This window comes from Oceanimonas sp. CAM02 (assembly GCF_032842915.1).
In the GTDB taxonomy this organism is placed as follows: domain Bacteria; phylum Pseudomonadota; class Gammaproteobacteria; order Enterobacterales; family Aeromonadaceae; genus Oceanimonas; species Oceanimonas smirnovii.
Genome location: NZ_JAWJBK010000021.1, coordinates 1 through 17,728, shown reverse-complemented (window position 1 = coordinate 17,728; position 17,728 = coordinate 1). Strand labels below are relative to the sequence as shown.

Below are 17,728 nucleotides of genomic sequence, written 5' to 3'. Positions count from 1 at the left end.
CCTGGTGTCAGCCTGTGAACCAAAGGTAGAGGTGAAACAGCGGCGGGGCCAGCAAGGCGGTGACAATACCGCACACTACCATGGCGAGGGACGCAAAGGCCCCTTGAGTATTGCCTACTTCGGCGGCGGCACCGGTGCCTATGGCATGAGCACTGGCCCCCATGGCCAGCCCCTGTGCTTCCGGATGGTTAACGCCTGCCAGCCGCAGCAGCGGAAAGCCGATAATAGCCCCCATCATGCCCACAATAATTACCAGTCCTGCCGCAATGGCCGGAATGCCACCCATGGACTCACTCACGCTCATGGCCAGGGGCGTGGTTATGGACTTGGTAAGTACCGAGGCCAGCAGTTCAGGACTTTGATGAATAATACCGCCAATCAGTAAGGTGGTGCCCACAGAAATCACTACCGACAGGCTGCAGCACAGCAAAATCGGCATCAGCCGGCTACGAATTTTGGCTGCCTGCTGATATAAGGGCAGAGCAAACGCCACCACTGCCAGCTCCAGCAAGAGCGCCAGCGGTCTGGTGCCGGCGTCATATTCAGCCGGACTGGTGTCGGTGGCCAGCAGCAGCGCAATAATCAGCAGCGCCGGTATCATGATGGGGTTGATCAGCAGATTATTAAAACGACGTGCCAGCTTGCGGGTGAGCAGATAACACAGCACGGTAACGGGAATGGCCAGCCAGAACATCATGATGCCAGCCTCTGATAGAGCCAGCCCACCGCCAGCAGAATAAGCACCAGGCCGGTCACTGCTGCCAGCAGAATAAAGCCAAGGCCTTTGCTTAATACATCGGCGTAGCTGAGCAGACCCGCTGCCACCGGAATAAACAACAGCGCCATATGCCGCAAAATAAGCTGGCCGCCAGCCTGCACCCATTCAAGGCGCACCAGGTTGCTGCTGAGTAACGCAAACAGCAGCAGCAGGCCAATAATGCTGGCCGGAAAGGCAAACGGCAGCACGGCTGCAATGGCTTTGCCCATCAACAGGCAAACAAAGATGACTGCAAAGTCACGAATAAGCGTCATGGTAAAATCTTAAAGGGATTGTACATAGCGGGCCACTGCCTGCAGCAGACCCAGTTGATGTTCATCTTCCTGATGCTCCAGCACCAGCTGCTCCAGACGGTGCATATAGACCTCGGCATGGGCCGAAAGCTTGTCCTGACAGTGCAGCCGCCAGCGCTGCCATTCCTGCTCGCTCAGGGTGTGAGGATAGTTGCGCGCCCGGTAACGAAACAGCAGCTCGGGCAAACGCTCGTCACTGAACGACAGCGGCAGTTCGCTCAGCATGTCAGGGGCGGCGTTGCGCACCATGGCCATGGCGGCCTTGTCGGCATCACTGAAAAAGCCCTGATACAGGGCTGTGTCAACGTCGTCCGTCGGCTCAAACTCCTTGCCTTCAGCAAACACGGCTTCGGCTTTTTCCCTTATTTCCGGGTGCTGTCGTAGTAAATCCAGGCTTTTTCGGCACTGGGTTCTGTCTATGCCCAGCTCATCGGCGCGTTGCTCGGTCAGTGCTGCCGCTTTGGCCAGCACCGGACACTTGTTGATATGCACCAGCTTGAGCGGCACCGGTGGCAGCTCACCCAGCTCGCTGTTGGGTGTATACAGACGCTGGCGCAATTCATCAGGGCTCAGGTCAACCAGCGGCGACAGATCCCTGGCCAGATCCACACAAATGACCGCATTGGCATTATTGGCATGCCAGGCCAGTGGCGCAATCCAGGTAGCACAGCCCTGCCAGGCAGAAAACATACCCGACACATGCACCAGCGGCTTGCTGCTGATAATGTCAATCAGCGACTTGACCTTGTGCTTGTTGCGCAGCTCATACAGGTAATCGAACAGCCTTGGCTGGGCTCGTTTAAGTAATCTGGCCAGCGCTATGGTGGCACGCACGTCTGCCAGCGCATCGTGGGCCTGACCATGCTCTATGCCGTTGGCCTGTGTCAGGCGCTCCAGTTTAAAGCTGGGTTTGCCGTCCTGGTCTTCCGGCCAGTGAATACCATCGGGGCGCAGAGCATAAAAGGCGCGTACCACATCCAGCAGATCCCAGCGGGAGTTACCCTGCTGCCAGCTCCAGGCGTAGGGATCATAAAAGTTGCGATACAGAGTGTAACGGGTTACTTCGTCGTCAAAGCGAATATTGTTGTAACCCAGCACGCAGGTCTGCGGCTGGCTGAACTGCTCATGAATGCGGGCAATAAAGTCGGCCTCACACAGACCGTCCTGCTGGGCTTTTTGCGGTGTAATACCGGTGATCAGGGTGGCTTCGGGTGAGGGTAGATAGTCGGCAGGCAGCCGGCAATAAAACATTTGCGGCTCACCAATTTCGTTAAAGTCGGCATCGGTACGAATGCCGGCAAACTGCACCGGTCTGTCTTTGGCCGGGCTGATGCCGGCGGTCTCAAAGTCGTAAAAGTAGAAAGTGGGCTTTACCTGCTCGCTCATGGTGATATGCACGTAGCTGTATTTGCTGACATTATGCGTGACTCTGAGCAGGAACCCAAGGGGTTACACCTCCCCTTGACAAGGGGAGGGAAGAGCATCAGTCGGCGCTGTCTTCTGCCGGCTCATAGTCATCGTCGTTGCCGGTGCTCATGGGCGAGCACAGGCGGTGCACCCGGCGCGGACCGATCACCTTAAGGTATTTCATCCATACTCTGGCGTGGCGCAGCTCTGGGGTTGCCTGTTGCTGCACCTGCTCTACAAAGCGCTGCTCATCGTCGGTCATGGGCGCACGCTGGCCGGTATAAAGGCTCAGCATGGCATGGCCGCATTGTTCCAGCAGCTGGGCTTCAGTCACGGTAAATTCACCGCAGCGGCGAAGCCCCCGGGGGAAGTGGGTAAAGTCCTGAAAAGGCTTGGCTGACTCAAAGCTCATGGTCACTCTCACTCTAACGTGGCATTGATGATCGCGGAAAGTATGGCACTCAGGCCCAGTACGCAAAATCAATTTTTTTCACGTTTCGTGCAATTTTGTTTTATGAGTTTTCGGTCGCGTCGCTGGTCAGTTCGATAAAGCGCGGATGCTGTCGCAGTGGCTCAAATTCTTCGTCTTCCGCTGCCACATGGCGCAGGTGCAGATTGTTTTGCACAGCCAGCTCAAGATCGCTGAGGGCCTGCTCTTCATGCCCCATGCCGGCATGGGCACAGGCACGCTGATAGAGAGCATGAGCATTTTGCGGATCCACCTGCATCACACGGTTACACAGACTCAGTGCCCACTGACGTTCGTCCATCATCAGTGCGGCATCAGCCTTGTGGGTGAGAGCGTCGAGATCTCCGGGCTTGATGTGCAGTATCTGATCGTAAATGTCCATCTTGGCCTGGGGGCTTTGCTCCTGGCTGGCCCGCAACCAGAGACCGTGCACCTCCTGGAAGCGTTCAATTTCCCGATAATTCTCTGCAATAACTTTAGTTTTTCGCTGCAGTTCGCGTTCAATCTGCCGAAGTTTGCGTTCATACGTGTCAGTGATCTGTTTCATCTGGGTTTCCACATAATCTCGTGCCGACTTCTTTAATTCCCGTAAAGACTGCCAGCCCACTATGGCCAGCACAGAGGCGGCACCGGCCAGCAGATAGAAGAAATAGGTCACTGTGATGTTGGCGTAGCTCATGGCCTTGTCGGCCACGCTCAGCTCCTTTTGTACCACTTCTTCTTTGACGTTGACCTTGAACTGGGCCATTTCGGTACGCAGTGCTTTCAGCTCATCCAGCATATAGCGCTCCATAAAAGGGGTAAGCCGGGTACGCACTTCTTCGGTGGCCTCACCCTCCGCAGGCGTGTCGGCGGCAAAGGATGACAAGGAGAAACAGACGAACAGCAAGGCAAGCAATGATCTCAGCATGGGTAACTCATGATTCCGGCGGTGTGAATGGCATGTGAAGCAAGGCTAAAGATTAACGTTACGAAGGTTTGCTTTCAAATTATCGGTCTGACGGCATCTGGCGAGTATCACTTAGGGATCTAATGAGTTTTCTGCTTGGCTAATTTAGCTGCTATTTAATTTGACCTGTGAGTAAAAGTGACGCTTCGGGCGTTGATGAGGCTGGGTTGGTGATCGCTGCATCTTATGGGGAGGTGATCAGGGAAATCGTGTCTGTTTCAGAGGGCTAAGATGAATTTTTAGTGTGGAAAGTTCCTCCTTACAGGCGCTCATGCCGGTGTTTTGGTGATTTTTATACTTTTTTGTAAAGTCCGTAAAGGAACTTGTTTCATGGTTTTAATAAGTGCCGTTCAGGCCTTTGAGGGCGGGGGATAAGGCCGTTTTTACCGGCTGGCAAAGGTTTGTTTCATGGACTGTTGCTGCCGCTAAAAATGTATGCGATTCAAATTAAATTCATACAGTTCGCCTTGCAATTGCTTGATGGTTTGTTAGGTTAATAAGGAATTTTTTGATTAGCCCACTAACCAAAAGGGATTGAAGCCAATCATTATGGATACAACCGTTGACTTACAACTTGTGCTGCGACACCCCAATGCCACGGACGGTCGTGAAGTCAATCGCCTGATTGACAGATGCAAGCCCCTGGATACCAACTCGACTTACTGCAACCTGCTGCAGTGTTCGCATTTTGCCGACACCTGCATGCTGGCAGAAGACGAGGATGACGGCACCCTGCTGGGGTTTATCTCTGGCTACCGCAAGCCTTCTGAACCGGACACCCTGTTCGTGTGGCAGGTAGCCATAGATAAACGCGCCCGCGGAGAGGGCCTGGCCCGTCGCCTGCTTGAAAATCTGCTTGACGCCGACGCCTGCAAGGGGGTACGCCGCATTGAAACCACCATTACGCCCGACAATGCCGCTTCCTGGGGCTTGTTCGAGAGCGTGGCCCGCGAACGCGGTGCCAATCAGGGTGTGCGCCATGTGCTGTTCGATCAGGAACGCCACTTTGGCGGTGAGAGCAAGAGCGAGATCCTTTATCGCATTCCCCTGGCCTGAGCCTGACTTTTCTTCGAATTTTTCGCTTTTAATGATTTAAATCGCACTTTAAGGAGTTGTGATGAGTATTTTTGACGTAATGGAATCCAGTGTACAAACCTATGCCCGTTCGTTTCCGGTGGTGTTTGATCAGGCCAAAGGCGTCTGGCTGCACGACCGCAGCGGCAAGCGTTATCTGGACTTTCTGGCCGGTGCCGGCACCCTCAACTATGGCCATAACCACCCGGCCCTGAAAGAGGCGCTGATTGAATACATTCAGCACGATGGCATTGCCCATGGTCTGGACATGCATACCGATGCCAAGGCCAAATTCCTGAGTGCGCTGCAGAACATAATTCTCAAGCCCCGTGACCTTGATCATGTCGCCCAGTTCACCGGCCCCACCGGCACCAATGCCGTGGAAGCGGCCATGAAGCTGGCCCGCAAGGTGACCGGCCGTGAAAACATTGTGGCCTTTACCAATGGTTTTCACGGTGTGAGCCTGGGTGCGCTGGCCGCCACCGGTAACCAGCATCATCGCGGTGGTGCCGGTACCGTGCTGGCCAACGTGACTCGTTTGCCTTACGACGGTTACGCCGGTACCGGTGAAGACAGCCTGGTGCTGTTTGAAACCATGCTGAACGATAACTCCAGTGGCCTGGACAAGCCTGCCGCTGTGCTGTTTGAAGTGGTACAGGGTGAAGGCGGTCTGAACGCAGCCTCCGTTGAATGGCTGCAGCGTCTGGAGAAAATCTGCCGAGCCCACGACATTCTGATGATTGCCGATGATATTCAGGCCGGTTGTGGCCGTACCGGTACCTTCTTCAGCTTTGAGCCAGCCGGCATCAAGCCCGACATTATTACTCTGTCCAAATCGCTGAGCGGCATGGGCCTGCCCTTTGCACTGGTGCTGCTGCGTCCCGAGCTGGATCAGTGGGAGCCAGGTGAGCATAACGGCACCTTCCGGGGTAACAATCATGCCTTTATTACTGCCCGCAAGGCGCTGGAAACCTTCTGGCAGGACGATGAATTCGCTGCCGGTGTGCGCGCCAAGGGTGAGCTGGTTACCGCTCGTCTGCAGAAGCTGGCCGATAAATATCCCGAGCTGTTCGATAAGGTGAAGGGTCGTGGTCTGATGCAGGGCATTGCCTGTGTGAACGGTGACATCGCCGATGAAATCACCAGCCGCGCCTTTGAGCTGGGCCTGGTGATTGAAACCGCTGGCCCCGATGACGAAGTGGTCAAGTGCCTGTGCCCGTTGATCATCACCGAAGAAGAGCTGACCCAGGGGCTGGACTGGCTGGAGCAGGCCATTGTGGACGTAGCTGCCAAGCGCCTGAAAAAGGCCTCTTAAGCTGCGGGAGTCCACCTGCAATCAACGCCATGGCTGAGGCTGTGGCGTCCAATACCGAACAACCAAAGGAAATACCATGATAGTACGTACCCTTGCCGACTGTGAGAATTCCGAACGCCGCGTGCAGTCCGAGACCGGCACCTGGGAAAGCACCCGCATGCTGCTCAAAGACGACAAAATGGGTTTCTCATTTCATATCACCACCATCTTTGCCAACACCGAAACCCACATTCACTACCAGAACCACCTGGAGTCTGTGTATTGCATGAGCGGTAACGGCGAAATTGAAGACCTGGCCACCGGTAACATCTACAACATCGAGCCGGGCACCCTGTACATTCTTGATCAGCACGACGAGCACCTGCTGCGCGGCGGCAGCGAAGACATGAAACTGGCCTGCGTGTTCAACCCGCCGCTCACCGGCAAGGAAGTGCACGACGCCGACGGTGTGTATCCGCTGGAAACGGAAGAAGCGGAAGGCTGAGTACAGCGTCTGTCTGCAAGGCGAAGCATCAGCGCGGTTGCACTTCACGACACGCTGTGGCTACGGCAATCCCCGCTGCTGCTTCGCTATGCCTTGCGCTCCGCACCTTTTCACTGGGCAGGGTTGGTCAAATCCAGGCCCACTGAAAATGTGCGCTCAAGAACAGAATGTTCAATGTCAGGGAACGGGAGAATAACAGAGTGTCACATACAGTAGAAAAAATCGGCGGTACCTCCATGAGCCAGTATCAGGCGGTCCGCGACAATATCGTGCTGCACAACCGTGATGAGCACAGCTATTACCAGCGCATGCTGGTGGTGTCGGCCTTTGGCGGCATTACCGACGGCCTGCTGGAATGTAAACGCACCGGTGCCCCCGGTGTGTATGCCAGCTTTGCCGATGCCGAAGACGATCAGGCCTGGGAGCAGGCGCTGGACAATGTCAGTGTGCGCATGGCGCAAATTAACGAAGAAATGTTCGGGGCCACCCCCGAGCGGGCGCTGGCCGATGCCTTTCTCCGTGAGCGCATGGCCGGCATTCGCGACTGCCTGAACCATCTGCGCAAGGTGTGCGCCTTTGGGCAGTTTCAGCTGGCCGAGCAGCTGCAGACCATTCGGGAGCTGCTGGCAGCCATGGGCGAAGCCCACAGTGCTCATAACATGGTGCTGTACCTGCGCCAGAGCGGCGTTAACGCCATTCTGATGGACCTGACCGGCTGGCGCACCGACGAGGCGCTGCCGCTGGATGAAGTGCTGAATCAGGCGCTGGCCCGGGTAGACCTGTCTGCTCAGCTGCCGGTGGTCACCGGTTACGCTCATTGTAAAGAAGGCCTGATGAGCAGCTTTGATCGTGGCTACAGTGAAATGACCTTCAGCCGGCTGGCGGTACTCAGCGGAGCCCGTGAAGCCATTATTCACAAGGAATACCACCTGAGCAGTGCCGATCCTCGTCTGGCCGGCGAAGACGAGGTAATCCCCATTGGCCGCACCAATTATGATGTGACCGATCAGCTGTCAAATCTCGGCATGGAAGCCATTCACCCTCAGGCCGCCAAGGGGCTGCGCCAGCAGGGTATTCCGCTCAGAGTGCGTAACACCTTTGAACCGGATCACGAAGGGACCCTGATCACCACCGACTACCGCAGTCCGGCACCCTGTGTGGAAATGGTGGCGGGCCGCCGTAACCTGTTTGCGGTTGAGCTGTTTGATCAGGACATGGTGGGCCGGGTGTCTCACTACGCTGAGGGCTTTACCGACGAGCTGGACAAGATGCACCTGAACCTGGTGGCGAAAGACATGAATGCCAACACCCTCACTTATTATGTGGCGGGCAACCGCAAGCAGGTGCGTCGCCTGGTAGAGTCGCTGCAGCGCCGGTTTGAAAACGCTGATGTGACTACCCATAAAGTCTCGCTGGTGTCGGCCGTGGGCAGTGATATGAGCATTCCCGGTTTGCTGGCCCGCTCTGTGGGTGCGCTCAACAAGGCCGATGTGCCGGTGCGTGCCGTGCATCAGTCGCTGCGGGCGGTGGAAATGCAGTTTATTGTGGATGACGAGTATTATGAGCAGGCCGTGGTGGCCCTGCACGATGAACTGGTACAGACCCACGCCGATACCGTCGCCCTGGCGGTAGCCTAATCCCACCTCAGCCCTCCCCTTGGAAAGGGGAGGGTGCTCTATCTGCTTCCGTCCGCCCCCGCATTTTGGCACACTGACGTTATTGCTTTATTTCAATGAGAACCTTTGATGGCAAAACGTGCCTGTGCCCTTCATATTCTGGTGAAAACCGAAGCCGAGTGTAACCAGCTCAAAGCCCGGCTTGATAAAGGGGCCGACTTTCATCAGCTGGCCAAAAAACATTCCATTTGTCCGTCCGGTAAAAAAGGCGGTGATCTGGGCGAGTTTAAAAAAGGTGATATGGCCGGTCCTTTTGACAAAGCGGTGTTTACCGGACCCGAACTTAAGGTGCTGGGGCCGGTTAAAACCCGCTTTGGCTATCATCTGATCAAGGTGCTTTACCGCAGCTGATGTCACTCACCAACCCGGATAGCGTCCATGTATCTTGAGCACGTTCACATCCGCAATTTTCTCGGTATTAATCAGCTGTCGTTGCCGCTGGATCAAAGCACAGTGCTGATGGGAGAAAATGCCTGGGGTAAAACCAGTCTGTTTCGTGCCCTGTGGCGGCTGATGGGCCGGGGTGCCTGCTGCTATGAGTTTGCCGAAGAAGATTTCTACCGCACCGAGGCCGGTGACCCGGCTCAGGAGCTTTCCATTACCCTGACCTATCGTGAGCACAGACCCGGGGTCAGCCAGCATTCCAACCGGCTGGCCCGGCTTGAGCAGGTATGGGTGCCTCACAAAGACAGCTTTCACCGCATCTATTATCGCGCCCGGGCCTGGCGTGATAAGCAGGGTATACACTGCCGTCATGAGTTTCTGAACAGTGCCGGCACCGTGATTGAGCTTGGTCATGCGTCGGCGCTGGTATGCCGGCTGATAGAAATGAATCCGGTATTCCGGCTGCGGGACTCGCGGGGCGCGCCGCAGGATCTGCCCATTGTGAATCTTAACGGCGATTATCAGCAGCTGCTGAGCCGGCTCAGTGACCAGCTGGCTGAAGAAGACGAGCTTAGCCGCAAGGAAATTGAAGCCGGTCTGGATGCGGTGCGCCAGCTGTTCGAGCATTATTTTACGCCTCAGGGGGCCACCAGCCGGGCACCGCGGCGGGCAAAAGACATTGCCATTCACCCGGTGACGCTTACCCAGCTTGGTAAATTCAACGACTGGCAGCCTTTAGGAGAAGACAGCGGCCTGTCGTTGGCACTGGCGGCGGTAGCCCGCACTATTTTGCAGGCCCGGGGCGGCCGTCCCATTGAAACCGGAGCCCGGCCTTTGCTGCTGATTGAAGATCCCGAAAGCCGGCTGCACCCCACCATGCTGGCAGCCACCTGGGGTATTCTGGAGCGCTTTCCCGGCCAGAAGCTGGTCACCACCAACTCGGGTGATTTGTTGTCGGCCTTTCCGCTTAATCATCTGCGCCGTCTGGTGCGCATGAACGGCGAGACCCGCTGTATGTCCATCGGCAACGAACGCTACAGTGCGGAAGACATGCGCCGCATTGCCTTTCATGTGCGTATCAACAGGCCCATGTCGTTGTTTGCCCGCTACTGGCTGCTGGTGGAAGGGGAAACAGAAATCTGGCTGCTGTCGGAGCTGGCGCGAATTTGTGGCTATGTGCTGCCTGCCGAGGGCATTCGTATTATCGAGTTTGCCCAATGCGGCCACAGCCCGTTGATTAAGGTGGCCCGGGACTTTGGCATTGGCTGGCATTTGCTGACCGATGGTGATGAAGCCGGTCAGAAATATGCACAGGGGGTGCGCGGCATGCTGCGGGGTGAGCGGGAAACCGACCACCTTACTGTATTGCCTCGTAACGATATTGAACACTATATGTATTTTAACGGTCTTGAGCAGGTGTTTCGTCAGGAAGCCAATATTCACGACAAACATACGCCTCCCTCACGTATTATTGAGCGAGCGCTGAGCCGGCGCAGCAAGCCGGGCATGGCACTGGCGCTGGTAGAGGCCATTGAGCCTCATGGCCCGGAGCGGGTGCCCATTGAATTGCGCCGTATGTTTGCCCGTATGGTCGTACTGGCCCGCCGGCAACGCTAAAATAGGCACAACGCATTAACGGAGAAAAGTAATGACAGAATTACTGCCGGCGCGCTTGTTTGCGCCTCTGGCACTCACGGCAGTGGCCGCTCTCGGCCTCTTGGTATGGGTACTTAAAAACGGCGATCTCTGCCCGGGACAGCGGCGTCGTATCAGTGACGGAGCCATGTCGGTATGGGCGGTGTTTGGGCTGGCGCTGATGCTGGGGGTGGAAGCCGGTGTACCGCCGGTTATGCTCTGGCTGGGTGGTGCGACGCTGGTAGCGGGGCTTGGCACTGTGCTGTATCAGGCGCGTATGCAGGGCAAACGCAGTCTGGATGTCAGCTGGCATTATCCGGCGCTGGTGCTGGCACTAGTTTATGGTGCTCTGGTGGGATGGCGCATGGGCGCAGGCTGGGCCTTGCTGGCCGCGGGTGCCGGCGGTTGTGTGTTTGCTCATCTGATTATGGTGCGCGCCAAACACCGTCTGCAGGCCTTTAATGTGCTGTTGCCCCTGGCCGGCACTGCCTTTGGGGTGATCTGGTTGCTGGCGCTGGCCATTCGTGCGGCCGGTCTCAGTGAGCCGGCACTGGCAGCCATGCCCCTGCCTTTTGTACAGCTAAGTGGTGCCGTGCTGGCGGGAGCCCTGGTCTGGTTTTTGCCGCTGTTGCGCAAAGAGCAAACCAAGCCACCGGTGATTGCCGTTGCCGCTCTGTTAATATTGGGTGCGCTCACCCTCGGGCAGGGCATGATCTGGCATATGGCCGGTAACATTAGTTAAACATCAAATTTTCTCGCCAAATCACAAATTTTTCTCGTTGTACTTGTGATTTGGCCCTTTCTAGAATGCGCGCCTCGAAATCCGGAGGCGTTCATGCACCTTGTTCCACTTTATACACATCTGATCCTGCTGACACTGGGTAATGCCTTTCTGGTGACCCTGGTGGCGGTTTATCTGAATGGCCAGGGTGCGCCGGCGGCACAAATTGGTCTGGTAGGTGCTGCTTTTTATCTAGGCATGCTGGGGGCCAGTTTTTTTGCTGATAAATTCATACAGCGGCTGGGGCATGTGCGTGCGCTGGTGATGTGCTGTGCCACCCTGGCACTGGCAGCAGTGGCGCTGACCTGGACCAGTTTGTTACCGGTATGGCTGGTGCTGCGGATGCTGGCGGGCATGGCGGCCGCCATCAGTTTTGTGGCGGTAGAAAGCTGGGTGCTGGGGGTGGCACCGCTGAACCGTCGTTCCAGTGCCATGGCGCGTTATATGCTGGTGTATTACTTCAGTTATGGCATCAGCCAGCTGTTTATTGATGGCTTTACGGTTTACAGCCCGTCGGCCTTCTGGCTGGCGGCCGGCCTGTGTGCGCTGGCACTGGTGCCGCTGCGTTTTGCCCGCTCACCCAATCTGGAAGACGAGATAACAGCAGATGGCATCGCCCCCAGCAAGCCGCCCCGGCTGGACAGAGCCCAGGGGCTGGCCGGTTGTCTGGTGGCAGGCATGCTGCTGGGCGCGCTGTCGGCACTCATGCCCATTCAGCTGGAGCAGCTGGCGCTGGGCGACGAGGTTGGCCTGTATATGGCCTGGCTGATTTTATGTGGCATGGCGTTTCAGTTGCCCAACGGCAGTCTGGCAGACAAAGTGGGTAAAAAAACCATGATGGGAGTGCAGACCCTGATGGTGGGCAGTGGTTGTTTGCTGCTGTGGGAATTTGACGGTACTCATATGTTGATCCCGGCTTTTGTGTTGATTGGGGCGGGAGCCTTTACCCTTTATCCCACCACCATGTCTTATGCCTGCGGCAACATGAATGGCCGCGCTTTGGTGCGCATGACCCAAAAACTGATGTTTGCTTACAGCATCGGCTCCCTGACCGGCCCCGTGATTGCCGGCATTATGCTGGAGAAGTTTCAGGCGGGGTTATTCCTGTTTTTGGTATTGCTGGTATCGGGCTGGGGGCTCTGGCTGCTGCTGGCACGCCTGTTATTCAGTAAACCCGTGGGCGATGCAGTCTAGTTTGGGGTGACGTGCGAATGCTTAGGGTATATTGTTTGGTGGATATTTCGGCTTTTTACAACAGGAGCACGTTATGAAAATCAAGCATTTATCAGCAGTTGTTATTCTGGCTGCACTGGGGTTGGGTGGTTGTGCCAATAGTGATGTTTATTCCGGTGATGTGTATGGCAGCAGCACGGCCGGCCGGGCCCAGAGCGTGACCTATGGTACTTTGGTATCGGTGCGACCGGTAAAAATTCAGGCCGGTGATCAAAACCCCAATGTGGTGGGCACAGTGGGCGGTGGTGTACTGGGTGGTATTGCCGGTAGTGCCATTGGCGGTGGTACGGGCCGCTCACTGGCCACCGCAGCCGGTGCCATTGCCGGTGCCATGGTGGGCTCAAAGGCGGAAGAAAAAATCAATCAGGTGAATGCCGTGGAGCTTGAAATTCGCACCGACAGCGGTGAAAGTCTGGTGGTGGTACAAAAAGCGGACAGAAGCTGGCAACCGGGCCAGCGAGTTCGCATGATTGGCTCCGGCAGTAATATGAGTGTGGCTCCTTACTAGCTCAGGTTATTGATAAACAAACAAAAAAGGCACCGAAAGGTGCCTTTTTTGTTTTACAGGAAATAGTGTTATTTCTTCGTGCAGTACAGTCCTGTCTTCCCGGGCTCGTTAGAATTGTGCCAAGGAAGGTGCAGAAATGGCAAGCATGGTTGCACAGACTGTAAAAATGACGGTTATAACTAACTCTTTCATTGTTTACCTTCCTCAACAGTGGGCTGTGAACACACTATACTGGCATGATGTTTGCTTTTCAACCGTTAAAGTGTGTTTTATTTGCTGCTGGGGTAGTAAATGATGAGTAACGTCTGTTTTTGACAGTAATGATGAGTCAAATCTGACGTAACAATCAGATTTTTTAATGCATGTTTTATATTTCTTTATATTTTTGTTTTTAATTTCAATGCATTAGATGTTTTTCTTGGTGGTGGTCATGATGGGGGTGAGTATCTCGTTATTCCTAGTGTGACGGAAAAAACACTGTCCGTTTATGTGCTTTTTTAAGGAAAAAATGCTTCCGCCTGTAAGGGTGGTTCAAAATACAGGCAGTAACTCCGTAAATTCAGCATTGGAATGGTGGCTGCGGGCCGGCTGCGGCACCTGCATTCAAACGCTGGTTTCTGCTAAACTGCGCGCCAGATTTTTTGGCACTAAATGTGTTTATAAACAAACAGGGGTTTTGGTTTGGCACAGTCGGTTGAACAGTTGCAGGCAAGGCTGAAAGAGTGCAGAGGCGCTGAGCGCGGACGGTTTCGCCGCCGGTTACAGGGGGTGGCAAGGCTGGCTGAGTCCCGGCAGCAAAAGGTACTGGAAAAAATAGCGCTGGAGATGGCCACTTCCATGGCCGAGCGCAGCCGGCGGCAGGCATTGCTGCAAAGCCCGATTGCCTATCCGCCCCAGCTGCCGGTCAGCGACAAGCGCGATACCATCAAACAAGCCATTCAGGACCATCAGGTGGTGATCATTGCCGGTGAAACTGGCTCGGGCAAAACCACCCAGATCCCCAAAATGTGTCTGGAGCTGGGCCTTGGCATCGACGGCACCATTGGTCACACTCAGCCCCGTCGGCTGGCGGCCCGCAGCGTGGCCACCCGTCTGGCCCAGGAGCTGGGCTGTGAGCTGGGGGAGCGTGTCGGTTTCAAGGTGCGCTTCAGTGATCAGGCAAGCCAGGAAACGCAGGTCAAGCTGATGACAGACGGCATTCTGCTGGCGGAGATTCAGCAGGACCGCATGTTGCGTCAGTACGACACCATCATCATTGATGAAGCCCACGAGCGCAGCCTCAACATCGACTTTATTCTTGGCTACCTGCGCCAGCTGCTGCCCAAACGGCCCGATCTCAAAATTATCATTACTTCTGCCACCATCGATCCCGAGCGTTTCTCCAGGCACTTTAACGATGCCCCCATTATCTCGGTGTCGGGCCGCACCTATCCGGTGGAGCTGCGCTACCGGCCGCTGGTGGACGACAGCCGGGAGCGGGATCAGCTGCAGGGCATCTTTGATGCGGTCACCGAGCTCAGCAATGAAGGCCCCGGCGACATTCTGATCTTCATGAACGGCGAACGGGAAATTCGCGACACCGCCGACGCCCTGCGCAAGCTGGAGCTGCGCCATACCGAGATAGTGCCGCTGTTCTCAAGGCTGTCGAACGCCGAGCAGAACCGCATTTTTGAGTCTCACAGTGGCCGGCGCATTGTGCTGGCCACCAACGTGGCGGAAACCTCGCTCACCGTGCCCGGCATTCGCTACGTGATCGATCCCGGCACGGCGCGCATCAGCCGTTACTCCTACCGCACCAAGGTGCAGCGCCTGCCCATTGAGCCGGTGTCCCAGGCCAGCGCCAACCAGCGCATGGGCCGCTGTGGCCGGGTCGAGGCAGGCATTTGTATTCGCCTGTACAGCGAAGAAGACTTTTTAAACCGGCCGGAATTTACCGACCCCGAGATTCTGCGTACCAATCTGGCCTCGGTGATATTGCAGATGCTGTCTCTGGGGCTGGGGGATATTTCCGCCTTTCCCTTTGTAGAAGCGCCGGAAAACAAAAATATCTCCGACGGCATACGCCTGCTGGAAGAGCTGGGGGCGGTACAAAACGAGAAAAATCAGCTCATGCTTACCCCGCTCGGGCGGGACCTGTCCCGGCTGCCGGTAGACCCGCGCCTGGGCCGCATGGTGCTGGCCGCCCGCGATTATGGCTGTGTGACCGAGGTGATGGTGATCACTGCGGCGCTGAGCATTCAGGATCCCCGTGAACGACCACTGGAGAAACAGCAGGCCGCTGCCGAAATGCACCGTCGCTTTGCCGACAAAGACTCGGACTTTGTGGCTTATATCAATCTGTGGCACTACCTGAAAGAGCAGCAAAAATTGCTGAGCGGCAACCAGTTCCGCAAGCAGTGCATGAGTGAATTTCTCAACTACCTGCGGGTGCGGGAATGGCAGGACATTTACAGCCAGCTGCGGCTGGTGGTGCGGGAGCTGGGCTTTGCCCTGAACAGCACGCCCGCCAGCTTTGACAGCCTGCACCGGGCCCTGCTGACCGGCATGCTCAGCCAGGTGGGACTGCGCGATGGTGACAAAAAAGACATTTTGGGGGCGCGCAACGCCCGCTTTGTGCTGGTGCCGGGCTCTCAACTTGCTAAAAAGCCGCCGCGCTGGCTGATGGTGGCCGAGCTCACCGAAACCCACCGGCTTTACGGCCGCACCGCCGCGCGCATTGATCAGGCCTGGCTGGAGGAAGCCGGGGCCCATTTGCTCAAGTCCAGCTACAGCGAGCCGCACTGGTCGAAAAAACAGGGCGCTGTGATGGGCTATGTGAGCAAAAGCCTGTTTGGCCTGCCGGTGGTGGTGCGCCGCCGGGTGAACTACTCTGCCGTTGACCCCAAACTGTGCCGGGAGCTGTTTATTCGCCAGGCCCTGGTGGAAGGGGAACTTAGCACCCGGCACGAGTTCTTTCACCACAACAGAGCCCTGCTGGATCAGGCCGAGACCCTGGAGCACAAGTCGCGCCGCCGGGATCTGGTGATTGACGACGAGACTCTGTTCCGCTTTTACGATGAGCGCCTGCCCGCCGATATTGTCTCTATTCGTCATTTCGACAAGTGGTGGAAAGGGGCGCGCAAGGCCGAGCCCGAGCTGCTGCACTTTACCGAAGAGATGTTGCTCAACGAGCGCGCCGGTGCCGTGACTACCCGTGACTACCCGGATGCCTGGCAGCACGACGGCCTGAACCTGCCGCTCGACTATCAGTTTGAGCCGGGCAAGGAAGAAGACGGCGTGACCGTGCGCATTCCGCTGCCGCTGCTCAACCAGGTGGCGCCCGAGCCCTTTGTGTGGCAGGTGCCGGGCCTGCGCCGGGAGTTGCTGGTGGCGTTGATAAAATCCCTGCCCAAGCCCATGCGCAAGCACTTTGTGCCGGCGCCCAACTTTGCCGAGGCGCTGCTGGCGGCCATGACCCCCTTTGAGGGCCCGCTGCTGGATCAGATGGAAAAACACCTGCGGCGCATGACCGGTGTGACCGTGCCTCACGAAGACTGGGACTGGAGCGCATTGCCGGCGCATCTCATCATGCGCTTTGCGGTAATGGACGCCGATGGTAAGGAGCTGGCCACCGGCCGGGATCTGGAAAGCATCAAGCTGTCATTGCAGGGCCAGGTGCAGACAGCGCTGACACAGGCGGTGGACGACGATCGCTTTGAGCAGGAAGGGCTGCGGGAATTTCCCGCCAGCGCCATTCCGCATACCTTTGCCACCAAACGGGCCGGGTTTGAGGTAAAAGCTTATCCGGCACTGGCTGATCAGGGCGACAGCGTGGCGCTGCAATTGTGCGAAGATGAAACCAGCCAGGCCCAGACCATGTGGGACGGCCAGTGCAAGCTGCTGCTGCTGCTGCTGCAACTGCCGTCGCCCATCAAGTATTTGCAGGACAAGCTGCCCAACAAGGCCAAGCTGGGGCTCTATTTCAACCCTTACGGCAAGGTACTGGATCTGGTGGACGACTGCATTCGCGCCGGCATTCATCAGCTGATGCGTGAGCACGGTGCGCCGGCCTGGACTCCGCAAGACTTTGAAGCTTTAAAAGACAAGGTCGCCGGCGAGCTCAACCCGACGGTAGCGGCCATTGCCCTGCAGGTAGAAGAGGTGCTGAGCCGGGCGCAAGGCATCAAGAAACGGCTCAAGGGCAAGATTGATCTGGCCATGGCCATGGCGATGTCGGACATTCAGGCCCAGCTCGACGGCCTGATTTACCGCGGCTTTGTCACCGACACCGGCGCCGGACGGCTGAAAGACGTCTGCCGCTACCTTGAGGCCTTAAGCCGCCGGCTCGACAAGCTGGGTATTGATCCGCACCGGGACCGCGCCCACCTGCTGAAAATTCAGAGTGTGCAGTCTGCCTATCAGGCCCTGCTGAAAAAGCAGCCCAAAGGAAAACCCCCGGCCCCTGAGGTGAAGGAAGTACGCTGGATGATAGAAGAGCTGCGGGTGTCGTACTTTGCCCAGACCCTGGGCACCCCTTATCCGGTGTCGGACAAACGCGTATTGCAGCAGATTGAAGCACTCTAAAGCTTGAGGCGGGAAGCCAGAAGCTGGAAGCAAAAAAAGGTGGAGTGGCCCCGATAAAGTAGACACTTAAATTAAGCGGCAGCTGCGTAGGCATTGGGAGTTATTCCTCCCAGCGCCATGTGGCGCCGCACTTTCGGGTAATACTCGTCCGTATAATACCGGACTTCATCTGCCATTTC

Annotated in this window: 15 protein-coding genes; 10 read left to right on the top strand and 5 right to left on the bottom strand. The window is 56.5% G+C overall.

All coding sequences use genetic code 11. The features are described 5' to 3' along the window. Positions 1-7: 7 nt before the first annotated feature. The 5 genes from R0I78_RS06035 to R0I78_RS06015 form a co-directional block, all read right to left on the bottom strand. Complete coding sequence (locus R0I78_RS06035) at positions 8-697, bottom strand: LrgB family protein (RefSeq protein ID WP_019933962.1); 690 nt, start codon at positions 695-697, stop codon at positions 8-10. After that, entirely contained in the window at positions 694-1,032 is a 339-nt protein-coding gene (locus R0I78_RS06030; protein ID WP_317074671.1) for a CidA/LrgA family protein, read from the bottom strand. Before R0I78_RS06030 ends, R0I78_RS06035 begins: the two co-directional genes overlap by 4 nt. Before the next feature lie 9 nt (positions 1,033-1,041). After that, positions 1,042-2,457 carry an exodeoxyribonuclease I gene (gene sbcB / locus R0I78_RS06025; protein ID WP_317074670.1) on the bottom strand — a complete coding sequence of 472 codons (1,416 nt, stop codon included), beginning with the start codon at positions 2,455-2,457 and terminating at the stop codon, positions 1,042-1,044. A gap of 97 nt (positions 2,458-2,554) precedes the next feature. Next, positions 2,555-2,890 (bottom strand): DUF413 domain-containing protein, encoded by a 336-nt coding sequence (gene maoP / locus R0I78_RS06020; RefSeq protein WP_019933959.1) that lies wholly within the window; start codon positions 2,888-2,890, stop codon positions 2,555-2,557. A 100-nt stretch (positions 2,891-2,990) separates the two neighbouring features. Further along, positions 2,991-3,857 (bottom strand): tetratricopeptide repeat protein, encoded by an 867-nt coding sequence (locus R0I78_RS06015; RefSeq protein ID WP_317074669.1) that lies wholly within the window; start codon positions 3,855-3,857, stop codon positions 2,991-2,993. Positions 3,858-4,445: 588 nt separating this feature from the next. Here R0I78_RS06015 and ectA point away from each other — a divergent pair. The 10 genes from ectA (at position 4,446) to hrpA (ending at position 17,549) form a co-directional block, all read left to right on the top strand. Then, the gene (gene ectA, locus R0I78_RS06010; protein WP_019933957.1) at positions 4,446-4,952 is read left to right on the top strand and encodes a diaminobutyrate acetyltransferase; all 507 of its coding nucleotides are present in this window, start codon (positions 4,446-4,448) and stop codon (positions 4,950-4,952) included. Between the two features lie 61 nt (positions 4,953-5,013). Further along, a complete protein-coding gene (gene ectB / locus R0I78_RS06005; RefSeq protein ID WP_317074668.1) occupies positions 5,014-6,285 on the top strand; it encodes a diaminobutyrate--2-oxoglutarate transaminase in 1,272 nt (423 codons plus the stop codon). Positions 6,286-6,361: 76 nt separating this feature from the next. Beyond that, positions 6,362-6,769, top strand: a complete 408-nt coding sequence (locus R0I78_RS06000) for an ectoine synthase (RefSeq protein WP_019933955.1) — start codon at positions 6,362-6,364, stop codon at positions 6,767-6,769. Positions 6,770-6,969: 200 nt separating this feature from the next. Then, positions 6,970-8,406 carry an aspartate kinase gene (locus tag R0I78_RS05995; protein ID WP_317074667.1) on the top strand — a complete coding sequence of 479 codons (1,437 nt, stop codon included), beginning with the start codon at positions 6,970-6,972 and terminating at the stop codon, positions 8,404-8,406. Between the two features lie 108 nt (positions 8,407-8,514). Then, entirely contained in the window at positions 8,515-8,796 is a 282-nt protein-coding gene (gene ppiC, locus R0I78_RS05990) for a peptidylprolyl isomerase PpiC (RefSeq protein ID WP_317074666.1), read from the top strand. A 27-nt stretch (positions 8,797-8,823) separates the two neighbouring features. Continuing rightward, positions 8,824-10,446, top strand: coding sequence for a DUF2813 domain-containing protein (locus R0I78_RS05985; RefSeq protein ID WP_019933952.1), 1,623 nt, complete (start codon positions 8,824-8,826; stop codon positions 10,444-10,446). Positions 10,447-10,477: 31 nt separating this feature from the next. Continuing rightward, positions 10,478-11,206 carry a hypothetical protein gene (locus R0I78_RS05980; RefSeq protein WP_317074665.1) on the top strand — a complete coding sequence of 243 codons (729 nt, stop codon included), beginning with the start codon at positions 10,478-10,480 and terminating at the stop codon, positions 11,204-11,206. 93 nt (positions 11,207-11,299) lie between these two features. Continuing rightward, on the top strand, positions 11,300-12,439 hold the full coding sequence (locus R0I78_RS05975; RefSeq protein ID WP_317074664.1) for an MFS transporter: 1,140 nt from the start codon (positions 11,300-11,302) through the stop codon (positions 12,437-12,439). A 73-nt stretch (positions 12,440-12,512) separates the two neighbouring features. Further along, positions 12,513-12,986 (top strand): glycine zipper 2TM domain-containing protein, encoded by a 474-nt coding sequence (locus R0I78_RS05970; RefSeq protein ID WP_019933949.1) that lies wholly within the window; start codon positions 12,513-12,515, stop codon positions 12,984-12,986. A gap of 681 nt (positions 12,987-13,667) precedes the next feature. Beyond that, positions 13,668-17,549: an ATP-dependent RNA helicase HrpA gene (gene hrpA, locus R0I78_RS05965; protein ID WP_410506569.1), complete on the top strand. Its 3,882-nt coding sequence runs from the start codon at positions 13,668-13,670 to the stop codon at positions 17,547-17,549. Positions 17,550-17,728 lie beyond the last annotated feature (179 nt).